The organism is Shewanella sp. 553, from assembly GCF_059338375.1.
The window spans coordinates 3,056,875-3,070,114 of sequence record NZ_CM181701.1 but is presented as its reverse complement, the minus strand read 5'-3'; the positions used below and the strand labels follow the sequence as shown (position 1 = coordinate 3,070,114).

Below are 13,240 nucleotides of genomic sequence, written 5' to 3'. Positions count from 1 at the left end.
TTTAAACGCTATCTCTTGATCACTTATTTACGGATTTACTAATACTTGATCTACTTTAACCATATTCATCGGCAAAATATACGCGTACCATTCCCCCTTTTAACGTTAACTGAGACTCGCTAAAGTGATGAAACCCAAGATTGAATTATTAGCCCCAGGTGGTGATGTGCAGGCCATAAAAGCGGCCATTATTGCCGGTGCTGATGCTGTGTATTGCGGCCTAGATACCTTTAACGCCCGTAATCGCGCCGCTAATATTTCATTCGATCAACTTGTGGGGATCATCAGACTTGCCCATCAATACGATTGCCAAATTTTCTTAACCCTCAATATTGTTATCTTAGAGCAAGAATTTAAAACCTTATTTAACTTATTGAATAAGTTAGTCAACACCACCTTAGATGGGGTGATAGTGCAAGACATGGGCTTGCTTTATGTGTTGCGTCACTACTTTCCGACCCTTGATATCCATGCATCGACTCAGCTAACCACCCATAATGCGGGGCAAATTCCGTTTTTAAAAAAACTCGGTGTCAGCCGGGTGAACTTATCGCGCGAGCTTAATTTACGCGAGATAACGGCGCTCGCCAAAGTCGGCCAAGAGCATGACACCTTATTAGAGGTGTTTGTGCATGGGTCATTATGTGTGGCGTTTTCGGGGTTATGCTATTCAACCTCGGCCAGTGCGGGTAACTCGGGTAACCGTGGCCGTTGCAGCCAAGCGTGCCGTGAAGAGTATGAAACTACCGAGTCGGGTCATAACTTCCCACTGAATATCAAAGATAATTCGGCGTTTTTTGACTTACCGGCACTGATTGAAGCGGGTGTGTACTCCTTTAAAGTGGAAGGGCGCATTAAAGGCGCTAGCTATGTGCATACGGTGATCGATAGTTTTCGCAAGCAGATTGACGGCTATGTGGCAACCGGCGAGCTGACTCAAGATGGCGAGCGCTTATATAAGGTGTTTAACCGCGACTTTACCAATGCGTTTTTACGGGGCGATTTAAACCAGTCGATGTTTATTGATAACCCCCGCGATAACTCTAACAATCACTTAGTGGATAAACTCAAAGCCGAAAAAGGCGAGTCGATCTCTGTGGTACAAATTCACTCGGCTCAGCAACAGTTGCAAGTGGATAAACAACAGATCACCAGCTCTGTTGATGACAAAATTGCGCATTTGAGTATCGAAAAAATCAAGCTCAGCTTACGCTTTACCAGTGAGCTAGATGAGCCGCTGCGGTTAACGGTGGTGACTGAGCAAAGTGATAGCCTGTTGCCCGGGCAAACTGCTAAAACCGCAAGTCAAACTTTCACTTCTAGCAGTGTAATGACACCCAGCGAGGAGTTAAGCGTTGATAGGCAAGCGATTGAAAAGCGTTTCAAAAGCATTAATAACGCTAACTATGAACTCGTCGAGCTTGACACTCAGCAGCTAACCGATGGCTTAAGCATTCCGTTTCGTGAGATAACCACGTTAAAAAATGAGCTACTTAGCTACTTAAATGCAGGGGTTGCGGTGATTGCACATGTGCAGCCGCCTAAACTTGAGCACCACCCTAAAGCCGATGGACCGCTTGGGCTGTCGATGCTTATCTGTGATGAAGCCGATGTGGCGTTGGCCGATGTGATCGATGGCGATATCTATTTTAAGCTGCCAGATGCTTACAAGCGTGGCTGCACCAAGTATGTCGACTTCTTGCTGCAAAACCCACGGCTTATTCCTTGGTTTCCGCCCGTGTTAATCGGCAAAGATTTTGATGTGGCGCTGAATATTTTGCAACAAGTGAAGCCTAAGCTGATTGTCACCAACAATACAGGTATTGCGTATCATGCCGAGCAGTTGGGGATTCAATGGATTGCGGGGCCATTTTTAAATACCACCAACTCTTACGCCTTGCTGGCACTTAAGCAAGGGGCAGCCTGCAGCGGCGCCTTTATTTCTAACGAGATAAACCGGCAGCAAATTAAGCAGATAGCCAGACCGAAAGACTTTAAGCTGCTTTACAGCATTTATCATCCCATTTTGTTGATGGCTAGCCGTCAGTGTTTTTTCCAGCAGAGTGTGGGGTGTGAAAAGCCACGTATCGATAACGGTTGTATGTTGTCGTGCGATAAATCGACCAGTATTAAAAACCTCAAAGGTGACTCTTTTGCCATCGACAAGCAAAAAGCAGGTTACCCAAGCATTTATAACCAAGATCAGTTTTTAAATACCGACATCATTAACGACCTTAGTGATAAGTTTGATGGCTTTATGATTGATTTGACCAATATTGGCGCAGGCGACAGAGTCTCTCCTGACAAGGTTGAGCTCATTAAACAGTTTCAAGCCCTGCTGGATGGCCAAAGTGAAGCCAGCGCTAAGCTGTCGCGCTTAGTGCCTGAGTCAACACTCCTGCAATACCAAAACGGGTTGTAAATTGAAGGGGGCGTAATCTGATGTTGCACTTTAACCGCTCGCGTCAACTGTGCCTTTACTTGATTAACAGGTAAGCCGTCATGGATAAGCAGATCAGCATACCGCTTCCGGCGCTCATCCATCGGATTGGCAGGGAAGCGGCCAACAAGGCGCAAGCGGTTGCTAAGCCATATGGTTGCGAGCTAAAGCGTGTGCGCCGCTCCAGACATTGGCAGTTGCGTGGCGATGCCATTGATATTCAATCGCTGGCATCGCAATTACAGGTATCTGAGTGTGCTGAGTTATCTTACCTGGTGCAAAAAATTACCACAGCCTTACAGCAACACGCTGACAAGCTAGAACCTTTACAGGTTAAGCTTACTCGCCTCATTAAGGGCAACCCTAGCATCACCTTGAATGAGCTGATGCATCTCACCCAATGTTCTCTTACTGAAGCCAGGCGGGCGCGCTTTGACGCCGACGTTTGGTAGCTTGAACCTTATCTCTCCCAGCAGGTATTTTCCCTGCAGATAACGGCCCCCCTTTTTTGCGTGCCCAGCCGCTTGCTCATCGTTATGGGCGGCAATACCGTGAAAAACAAGGTTCTTCATCTTCATCCTGGCAGGATAAATAATGGAGGATAATCTGCGAGTGCTGTGTTAGCCTGACACCAAAAAAATGGAGTCAACAGATGCAAAAAACGCTTATAGTTTCATCACTTATGTTACTGAGTGCCTGCAGCACGCCCGCCGCAAAGCAAGCCGATATCGTTATCGATAATGCTAATATCATTGATGTGAAAACCGGTCTGGTTGACGCATCACAGTCGCTGGCGATTCGTGATGGCCTTATTATTGAGCGCAGCAGCGCACCCCTTAATAACCGCTATAGCGCGGCGCAATATATCGATGCTAAAAACCAATACCTGATGCCCGGACTGTGGGACATGCATGTTCATTTTGGGGGTGGCGAAGCGTTGATTGAAGAAAATAAGCAGCTGTTACCTCTGTATTTGGCTTACGGGGTAACCACAGTGCGAGACGCCGCTGCAGACTTAAGTGAGTCGGTGTTAGCTTGGCGTGCACAGGTTAATGCCAGAGAGCTCGTTGGCCCCACCATTTATACCTCTGGCCCTAAACTTGAGGGTAAAGATTCGATTTGGCCCGGCGATCTGGAAGTGGAAACCACGGCTGAGATGAATGCCGCCATTGATCAACTTGATGCCATGGACATTGATTTTATTAAGATCACCGACAGCGCACTCACCCCAGAGCTTTATTTACAGGCGGTGAAAGAGGTGAAAAAGCGCGGTTATCAAATCTCTGGGCATATTCCCTTTTCGCTATCGGTGACCGATGTGTCGTACGCAGGTTTAGATGCCATCGAGCATATGACCTATCTGTTAAAGGCGGCGGCCAAAAATGAAGCTGAGATCTCGGCGAAAGTCGCCTCTGGCGAGCTAACTTATAGCAAGGCACTGCCCATAGCGACGCAAAATTTCGACCAACAAACCGCGTTAAGCAAATATGCGGTGCTGGCCAGCAACGATACGGCTGTGGTGCCGACATTAGTCGGCAACCAAATTACCACTTATATTGATGAAGATAATCATCAAGATGATGAGTTTTTAAATTATATCGGTAAGGGGCTAAAGCAAACGTATCAGTGGCGGGTGGAGCGAGCCAATAAGGACAATGCAGCGCAAATTGAGCAGCGTAAAGCGCGTTACATCAAAACGGGGCAGCTATTACCGCTAGTGCAGCAGGCGGGCGTCTCGATTATTGCGGGTACCGATGCAGGTTTTTTAAACTCCTATATCTACCCGGGTTTATCGCTACATCAAGAGCTGGCTATCTATAATGATTTTGGACTGACGCCGCTGCAAACCTTACAATCGGCTACCCTTGCTGGGCCGAAATTTTTAGGCAAAAGCGAGCAGTTTGGTGAGTTAACTCACGGCAAGGTCGCCGATATTATTTTCTTGACCGATAACCCGTTAACCGATATCCGCAACACCCTGAAAATCGAAGGGGTGATTTCGCACAATCAGTTTTATAATCAACAAGATCTTGAGCAATTAAAAGCCAATGCCAAGCAGTTTGTGCAATCGCAACTGTAAATCGTGGTAAGGGGATTCGGCTTAGTGCGCCCTGAGTATCAGAAAAGGGCTATTGCCCTTTTCTTGATACGCTGTTTTAAGCTGATGAGCTTAACGGCACTTTGATTAAATGAGCGGCACTTCTTCAATGACAGTGCCGTTAATGACCCTTAATGAGAGCGCCGTTGATTAAATACTGCGGTGCAACAACAGTGGTGGGGATGTCATTCCCACCACCATCATCAACGAGCGACTCTTGCTAACTACAGGGTTTTGAACTGGCGAACATTGTGCTCCAATGTTTTTGCCAGATCTTCAAGCTGCTGACTTGCTAGCGTGATTTTGCTGGCTTGCTCCTCAGCCAGTAACGCTGAGTGGGTTATCTGGCTAAAGTTACGGTTGATTTCAGAGGCAACCACAGATTGCTCTTCTGCCGCCGTGGCGATTTGGGTGTTCATGTCGCTGATTTGGGTGACCGAAAGATTAATCGCCGTCAGTGATTCACCAGCTGACTTTGCTTGCTCGACGCTTACCTCTGCCTGTTGTGTGCCTTGATTCATCACCTCTACCGCATTCATCGAGTTGCCTTGCATCTTTTCAATGACCGCTTGAATTTGGCCGGTCGACTCTTGAGTGCGGCGAGCAAGATTGCGCACTTCATCGGCCACCACGGCAAAACCACGCCCCTGCTCACCTGCTCTGGCGGCTTCAATGGCTGCGTTTAATGCCAATAAGTTGGTTTGCTCGGCAATGCCTTGAATCACTTCTAACACAGTCTCAATCTGGCGGCTGTCTTGCGACAGATTATTGATCACCTCGGCGGCCTCACTGACTTTATCGGCAAGGGCATTGATGCTTGACTGGGTTTTACTGACTTCGTTTTGTCCGGCGGTAAATTCGTTCATGGCCGTTTGCGCTAGGCTGGCGGCATCACTGGTGTGGCTGGCGACTTCTGATACCGTCGATGACATCTGATTGATGGCGGTTGCGCCTTGTTCGGTAGCTGTTTTTTGGTTAACGATCAACTCTTCGTTATATTTTGCTGTGAGCAATAATTCGTTAGAGGCACTGAGCAGCTCATTAGCCGCTGCTATCGAATTTTTGGTGAAACCCGACATATGGTCGGTTAAGTCTTGTAACGCACTTAAAATACTATTGGGGGTATGAAACTTAACCTGAGTGGTTAAATCACCTGATGCAATCTCTTTGATAACCAAAGCGGCATATTCGGGCTCGCCACCCATCAGTCGTTTTAAGCGGTTAACGGTACTGACCGCCACAATAGAGCCGATGATGATAGCCATCGCTGTCACGACTAACATGATCCATTGGAAGCTATTAGTTTGTTCACGCGCTGTGGCAACCTGTTGTTGTATCGCGATTTCTTGATAATCAATCAAGTTGTTGATCCGTTTAAGCCATTCGGTGTATGCCGGTGAAACTGTAGTAATTAAGTAATCGGTGGCGTCGGCTTTACGCCCATCGCGCATCATGGTCAATAAGTTATCAGTTAAGGAGAGGGTCGAGCGCTCAATCTCTTTAATCAAGCGCATTAACTTTTGCTCTTCAGCACTGTGGGGCACTGCTGCGTACATGGCATCGAGTACGGTGGCGGATTGCTGATAGAAGCTATTTAAGCGGCCAATGTCATTTTTATGTTCGTTTGACTTAGCCTCGTTCTTGGCGAGCACCACATCTCGAATCGAAATGGCCCTGTCGTGCACGCTGCCACGAAAGTTAATGGCATGGCGCTGTTCTACTGCCGTTTGATCGGACAGTTGGGTGAGGTTTTTATCGGCGATACTGATCTTGAATAAACCAAAAAGGGTGATGCCCAGCATGATCAACAAGAGTAGCGCGAAGCCAGAATACAGACGATTAATTACATTCACTAATTCATACCTTAATTGTTGGGACTTAATTTAGGGAAGGAGCACTTACATTTTTGCCAGCCAGACATTATACGCCAAATCGCAACTTTAGATCACAGCAATCAAACTAATTGGTTATTCCATACGCACCATATCTTTGCTAGGTAACAGGCGTTGCAGCAATCTTTGTTTGTAGGAGTATTGTGTTGATCTACTTGGAGCATGGTTATAGCTACCCAGACTGCCCGCGTTTATTGATAACAAATCGTGATGATTAATATAAATATTGATAATTATACGAACTTATTTTCTTGTCGTACTATATCGCTATTCAATGAGTCAGCCACATAGGCGCAGAGGCTTATGGCTTGGCTGACTATCAGATTGGTTATCACGTGAATAGGGTATAACGATGAAATTTTTACACACGATGATCAGGGTGAAAGACCTTGATAAATCAATTGAATTTTACACCAAGGTGCTCGGGATGAGCGTGCTGGAGAGAACCGACAATACCGAGTATCGCTATACCTTGGTTTTTGTGGGCTATCCAGATGAGCAGGGTACTAGCATCGAATTAACCCATAATTGGGACACTGACACCTATGAAATGGGCAATGCCTTTGGTCATTTAGCCTTAGGCGTTGCTGATATCTATGGGGCGTGTGACAAGATAAAAGCCTTGGGCGCTAAAGTCACGCGTGAACCTGGGCCGGTAAAAGGCGGCGAGACTCATATTGCGTTTATCACCGACCCTGATGGTTATCAAATTGAGCTAATTCAGCTCGGCTAAATTCAAAGCGACTCAATTCACATCGACTAAGTGCACTAAAGCCATTAATTAAGTGCACTAAAGCCATTAACTAGGTCGATAATGCGCACGGTATTGCCAAGCGCACTGGCTAGACTACAGAGGAACAGCAAGATGAAACAGGCATTATTTCAACCTTTGCAATTAGGTCGTTACACGTTAGCTAACCGAATTGTGATGCCGCCCATGACGCGTTCACGTGCGACCCAACCGGGTAATGAAGCTAATGAGATCATGGCCACTTACTATGCTCAGCGTGCTTCGGCAGGCTTAATTGTGGCCGAGGGCACCCAGATCTCAGCCATGGGCCAAGGTTATGCGTGGACCCCAGGTATCTACACTCAGGCGCAAATTGATGGCTGGAAGAAAACCACCACTGCAGTGCATGATAAAGGTGGAGTGATTTTTGCCCAGCTGTGGCATGTGGGCCGCGTCACCCATCCCGATAATATCGGCGGGGCTCAGCCCATCTCTTCATCAGCCATTAAGGCTGAAAACGTTAAAGTGTTTGTTGATAATGGTAAGGCAGAGCCAGGCTTTGTCGATGTGGTTGAGCCTCGGGCCATGACCAAAGATGACATTAAGCTGGTGATTGGCGAGTACCGTCAAGCAGCGCTCAATGCCATTGAAGCTGGGTTTGATGGTATTGAACTGCATGCGGCCAATGGCTACTTAATCAACCAGTTTATCGACTCTGGTGCCAACCATCGCACCGATGAATATGGTGGCAGTGTCGACAATCGTCTGCGCTTTTTAGCCGAAGTGGTCGAGGCGGTGGTCGATGCCATTGGCGCCGATCGCGTTGGGGTACGTTTAGCGCCGTTTACATCACTTAATGGCACGGTTGATGCGAACCCCGTTGAAACCTATACCGCGGCAGCAGCGTTGCTTAATCAATATAACATCGCCTATTTACACATTGCCGAGGTGGATTGGGACGATGCACCAGAAACGCCACAGTCATTTAAACAGGCGGTACGTGCAGCCTTTAAAGGAGTATTAATTTACGCTGGTAAGTATGATGTTGAAAAAGCTGAGCAAACCCTTAATGACGGTTTAGCCGATATGATAGGTTTTGGTCGCCCCTTTGTGGCCAACCCTGATCTACCTTATCGTATTAAGCACGGTTACCCATGGGCTGAGCACGATCCGGCGACCTTGTTTGGCGGGGCAGAAAAAGGCTTAATCGATTATCCTGAGTATGCTCATTAAAGTGTCATCAGCTACCTTGCACCCAGTATAAAGGTGGTGGGTTACCTGCGATGAAATAAATAGCAACCACAGCCATGTGGTTGCTATTTACGCAAATAAAGATGAACAAAGTTCAGGTTAAAAAACTTGCCATATTATGGTGTTAGGTGTTTCATGTCGTCGCCCTTTCAGCCTTGCTATTGATGCTGAATCTTACTTTATATGAGTCCCCATTATGCGCGGAGTGTTGTATCTATTTATTGCTACCTTGTTAGCTGCTGTTGGTTGGGTTGCATCGAAAATGGTAGTGATTCATATGCCAGGAGAGCTGTTTATCGGCGCGCGATTCTTACTCGCCAGCCTGCTGCTATTACCCTTTTGCTATAAAAATTTAGTTAAATTGGACGCTAAGCGGTTGTTGTCCGCTGGCGGTGTCGGCATTTTTCTTGGGGTCTCACTGCAAGTTTGGGTTCACGCCGTTGCCATGAGCCAAAGTTTGTCGGAAGGGGCTTTTATCATGAGTTTGGCGATGATTATTGCGCCCATGGTCGCTTGGCTGTTGTTTCAAGTCAGGCCCAATCGTGCCTTTTGGCTGGCTTTGCCTGTGAGTATTTGTGGCATGATGTTACTGATACTCACCAAGGGCTGGCAGGTTGATCCGAGCCAGTGGTATTTTCTATTAGCCGCGGCCTTACTTTCGGTTCATTTTGTATTAAATAAAAATATCAGCCTTAATATCAAACCATTAGATTCGATTTGTATTCAACTGTTTGTCGTTGGGGTTGTTGGCTTGGTCTATGCGGCATTGACTAAGCCTGTCGCCTTTGAGTTAAATGCGCAGTTACTATTCTGGTTTATAATATCGACGGTGATAGCGACATCGGTACGCTACCTATTGCAAACCCTAGGGCAGTACAAGGTGACTATGGAAACGGCCGCACTGCTGATGATTTTAGAGCCGATTTGGACTATGTTGCTGAGTATTTTGATGTTAGATGAGCAGTTACAGCTACAGCAGTTTGCAGGTGGCAGCCTCATTTTTCTATCACTACTGTTATATATTAAGCTGTCTAGGTATTACGCGATGAAAGCCAGACCCGCCATATAGAAGCAAGTGATGCTGGGCGGTAAAACCTTCGTAAAAGAGCATCTGCTTCAAAATAGGGACAAGTTATGTCAGATGAGAAGCTTATCTTGTTACTCAAGTGCTGCATTATGCTCGGCATTAGCCTTATTGGTGTAGGGGTTTATTTACATAACTTTAGCGAGACAATAGAGGCCATGGGCGTTAATGGCATTATTATCAGTGCGATATGTGTCGCTATCGGCATGGTGTTGTCGCTGCCCACCAAAATGTACCTCACCTTTTTACTGGTGAAGCGCGAATCTGAGCGTAACCTTTAACCACGCCCCAAGCCGCTGTATTGCCAGAGAGCTAACTCACTTAATGGGCTTTTTGGTAATTAACCCAAGACTAATGGGTCAAAAACACCGATAATTCACCTCAATGTAAGTTTTTTGGCCGCTTGGCCGCGCACGACACTGGATATATTCAATGGAAATCAAAGTTAATTTTCTCGACAATCTCAGACTTGAAGCCAAGTTTGACGATTTTACCGTTACCGCCGATCAACCGATCCGTTACAAAGGTGATGGTTCTGCCCCTAGTCCTTTTGATTATTTCTTAGCTTCGTCAGCCCTTTGCGCGGCCTATTTCGTTAAGGTGTATTGTAAGGCGCGTGACATTCCCACCGACAATATTCGCCTGTCACAAAACAATATTGTGGATCCTGAAGATCGCTACAACCAAATTTTTCAAATTCAGGTTGAGCTGCCAGATGATATCTCCGACAAAGATCGCCAAGGTATCTTACGCTCAATCGATCGTTGCACCGTGAAAAAAGTGGTGCAAACCGGCCCCGAGTTCAAAATCGAAACGGTTGAGAATCTCGACGCCGATGCTAATGCCATGTTGATGGGCCAGCCCGATGGCGAAGCGAGTACCTATATTTTGGGTAAAGATCTGCCGCTTGAGCAAACCATTGCCAATATGACTGGCATGTTGGCCGATCTTGGAATGAAGATTGAAATCTCATCATGGCGCAATATCGTACCCAATGTGTGGTCGTTGCATATTCGTGATGCAGCCTCGCCCATGTGCTTTACCAATGGTAAAGGGGCGACCAAAGAGAGCGCATTATGCTCTGCATTGGGTGAATTTATTGAGCGCCTAAACTGTAACTTTTTCTATAACGACCAGTTCTTCGGTTTGGATATCGCCAACAGCGAGTTTGTGCATTATCCCAACGAGAAATGGTTTGCGCTCACCGATGACGATGCGCTGCCTGCTGGCCTGCTCGATGACTATTGTTTAGACATTTACAATCCAGATGATGAGCTGTGTGGGTCGCATCTTATCGATACCAACTCAGGCAACATTGAACGCGGCATCTGCACCATTCCCTATACGCGTCGCTCCGATGGCGAGACGGTTTATTTCCCGTCGAATTTAATCGAAAACCTGTTTTTAAGTAACGGTATGAGCGCGGGTAACAACCTGCAAGAAGCCGAAGTGCAGTGCTTATCAGAGATTTTTGAGCGTGCGGTTAAGCGTCAAATTATCGAGCAAGAAATTGTCCTACCCGATGTGCCTATGCAGGTGTTAGAAAAGTACCCAAGTATCCTTGCTGGCATCAAGGGGCTAGAGGAGCAAGGCTTCCCTGTGGTGGTGAAAGATGCCTCATTAGGCGGTCAGTTCCCGGTGATGTGTGTCACCTTGATGAACCCGAAAACTGGCGGCGTATTTGCGTCATTCGGCGCGCATCCGAGTTTCGAAGTGGCCTTAGAGCGCAGTTTAACTGAGCTATTACAAGGTCGCAGCTTCGAAGGCCTTAACGATGTGCCTAAGCCGACTTTTAACAGCATGGCGGTGAGTGAGCCAGAAAACTTTGTCGAGCACTTTATCGACTCGACTGGGGTGATCTCGTGGCGCTTCTTTAGCAGCAAGCATGACTTTGAATTCTGCGAGTGGGATTTCTCTGGCACCAACGAAGAGGAAGCCAAAGGGCTGTTTGGCATCTTAGACACCTTAGGTAAAGAGGTGTATGTGGCTGAGTTTGATCAACTTGGCGCATCGGCTTGCCGTATTTTAGTGCCAGATTACTCAGAGGTTTATCCTGTCGAAGATTTGATTTGGGATAATACCAACAAAGCGCTGGATTACCGTGAAGATATCTTAAACCTGCATACCTTGAGTGATGATGAGCTGGTTGATTTAGTCAATCGTTTTGAAGAGAGTCAGCTCGATAACTACACAGATATTCGCACCCTGATTGGCATCGTGTTCGATGAAAATACCGTGTGGGGCCAGCTAACGATTATTGAGCTTAAAATCCTTATCTATCTTGCACTCGGTGCTCATGATGAGGCGCTGGAGCTGGTAGGCGACTTCTTGCAGTTTAACGATAATACGGTTGAGCGTGGCTTGTTCTATCAAGCGGTTAATGCGGTATTGGAAGTGACTTTAGACGAAGCGTTGGCGCTTGAACATTTCATCCAGAACTTCAACAGAATGTTTGGTGAAGCCGTGATGGAGCAAGTGGTTGGCTCGGTCAACGGTGACATACGTTTCTCTGGTTTAACCCAAACCAGTATGCAGCTTGAAGGCGTAGAGCCACACCTGCGATTGATTGAAAGTTATAAGAAACTGCATCAAGCCCGTAAAGCCAAAGCTGGACTTTAATCATGGGCCTAACCACGAGTCTATGCATGGGCCGGCGCTATTAACTGCGTTAACAGATGTTGATGCTTGACCCCAAAAAAGCGAGCCTAAGGCTCGCTTTTTTAATGATGTGTTTTAACTTACGAGCCACCGATTCATGGCGTAACCACGCGACGTTAGCCTAAGGGCGCAGACTTAGTACTTGGTCTATATCGCTGGCGCTGTGGCGCTCATGGAGTTGCTCCCACGTTTCCCCCCATGTGCGGTTGACGATACGACCGCGCTGCACTGCGGATCTGGCGGCGATATTGTTGGCCCAGCGAACGACATGAGTATAAGAGTCTACCGCTAAGAATTCGGCGGCGTCATATAAATGGCCAAGCACTAAGTTGCCGTACCAAGTCCAAATGGCCATATCGGCAATGCTGTATTCATCGCCTGCAATGTAGGTGTTGTTGGCTAACTGTTTATCTAGCACGTCTAATTGGCGTTTCACTTCCATGGTGAAGCGATTGATGGGGTACTCAATCGCTTCAGGCGCATAGGCATAGAAATGGCCGAACCCGCCACCCAAGTAAGGCGCCGAGCCTTGTAGCCAAAATAACCAATTGAGTGTTTCAGTGCGGGCTGCGTGATCTTTAGGGATAAAGTGGCCAAATTTGTCGGCTAAATAAAGCAAGATGGCGCCCGACTCAAACACTCTTATCGGCTTATCACCTGAGTTATCGACGAGGGCAGGAATTTTCGAATTGGGGTTGATGGCGACAAAGCCTGATGAGAATTGCTCGCCCTCGCCAATATCTATGGTGTAGGCATCGTATTCGGCGGCGCTAACACCTTTAGCCAAGAGTTCTTCTAACAAGATAGTGACTTTTTGGCCGTTAGGGGTGGCTAGAGAATGCAGTTGCAAAGGGTGCTTGCCTACTGGCAAAGCTTGTTGGTGTCTGGCGCCAGAATCGGGGCGATTAATACTGGCCCATTTGCCGCCACTTTCTTTATCCATTGTCCATACTTTAGGGGGCGTATACTCTTGTGTCATGTGATTTCCTTGGTTTTACTGGCGTGATACTGCTTAATATCGGGATGTTTAATCTCAGTTAAACCCCTAAAGGTTATTTTTAGTTATAACACTTGGCTATCGATCCCA

10 protein-coding genes are annotated in these 13,240 nt (G+C 46.9%); 8 read left to right on the top strand and 2 right to left on the bottom strand.

Annotated elements, in window-relative coordinates:
* Positions 1 to 127 precede the first annotated feature (127 nt).
* The 3 genes from AC5YBZ_RS13595 to AC5YBZ_RS13585 all read left to right on the top strand — a co-directional run bounded on the left by AC5YBZ_RS13595 (position 128) and on the right by AC5YBZ_RS13585 (position 4,520).
* Positions 128 to 2,422 carry a peptidase U32 family protein gene (locus tag AC5YBZ_RS13595; RefSeq protein ID WP_494543037.1) on the top strand — a complete coding sequence of 765 codons (2,295 nt, stop codon included), beginning with the start codon at positions 128 to 130 and terminating at the stop codon, positions 2,420 to 2,422.
* Positions 2,423 to 2,502: 80 nt separating this feature from the next.
* A complete protein-coding gene (locus AC5YBZ_RS13590; protein ID WP_494521062.1) occupies positions 2,503 to 2,892 on the top strand; it encodes a ribosome recycling factor family protein in 390 nt (129 codons plus the stop codon).
* 200 nt (positions 2,893 to 3,092) lie between these two features.
* Entirely contained in the window at positions 3,093 to 4,520 is a 1,428-nt protein-coding gene (locus AC5YBZ_RS13585; RefSeq protein ID WP_494521063.1) for an amidohydrolase family protein, read from the top strand.
* 242 nt (positions 4,521 to 4,762) lie between these two features.
* On the opposite strand, the gene AC5YBZ_RS13580 is transcribed toward AC5YBZ_RS13585, so the two are convergent.
* Positions 4,763 to 6,391: a methyl-accepting chemotaxis protein gene (locus tag AC5YBZ_RS13580; RefSeq protein ID WP_494523846.1), complete on the bottom strand. Its 1,629-nt coding sequence runs from the start codon at positions 6,389 to 6,391 to the stop codon at positions 4,763 to 4,765.
* 391 nt (positions 6,392 to 6,782) lie between these two features.
* Here AC5YBZ_RS13580 and gloA point away from each other — a divergent pair, with 391 nt between their 5' ends.
* The 5 genes from gloA to AC5YBZ_RS13555 all read left to right on the top strand — a co-directional run bounded on the left by gloA (position 6,783) and on the right by AC5YBZ_RS13555 (position 12,114).
* Positions 6,783 to 7,163, top strand: a complete 381-nt coding sequence (gloA, locus tag AC5YBZ_RS13575) for a lactoylglutathione lyase (protein WP_494521065.1) — start codon at positions 6,783 to 6,785, stop codon at positions 7,161 to 7,163.
* A 132-nt stretch (positions 7,164 to 7,295) separates the two neighbouring features.
* On the top strand, positions 7,296 to 8,393 hold the full coding sequence (locus AC5YBZ_RS13570; RefSeq protein WP_494521066.1) for an alkene reductase: 1,098 nt from the start codon (positions 7,296 to 7,298) through the stop codon (positions 8,391 to 8,393).
* A 214-nt stretch (positions 8,394 to 8,607) separates the two neighbouring features.
* Positions 8,608 to 9,480, top strand: a complete 873-nt coding sequence (locus tag AC5YBZ_RS13565; RefSeq protein ID WP_494521067.1) for a DMT family transporter — start codon at positions 8,608 to 8,610, stop codon at positions 9,478 to 9,480.
* A gap of 65 nt (positions 9,481 to 9,545) precedes the next feature.
* Positions 9,546 to 9,776, top strand: a complete 231-nt coding sequence (locus AC5YBZ_RS13560; RefSeq protein ID WP_494521068.1) for a hypothetical protein — start codon at positions 9,546 to 9,548, stop codon at positions 9,774 to 9,776.
* A 151-nt stretch (positions 9,777 to 9,927) separates the two neighbouring features.
* The gene (locus AC5YBZ_RS13555; protein WP_494543036.1) at positions 9,928 to 12,114 is read left to right on the top strand and encodes an OsmC domain/YcaO domain-containing protein; all 2,187 of its coding nucleotides are present in this window, start codon (positions 9,928 to 9,930) and stop codon (positions 12,112 to 12,114) included.
* A gap of 160 nt (positions 12,115 to 12,274) precedes the next feature.
* Here the strand turns inward: AC5YBZ_RS13555 and yghU are convergent, their stop codons facing one another.
* Positions 12,275 to 13,132, bottom strand: a complete 858-nt coding sequence (yghU, locus tag AC5YBZ_RS13550) for a glutathione-dependent disulfide-bond oxidoreductase (RefSeq protein WP_494521070.1) — start codon at positions 13,130 to 13,132, stop codon at positions 12,275 to 12,277.
* Positions 13,133 to 13,240: the final 108 nt, after the last annotated feature.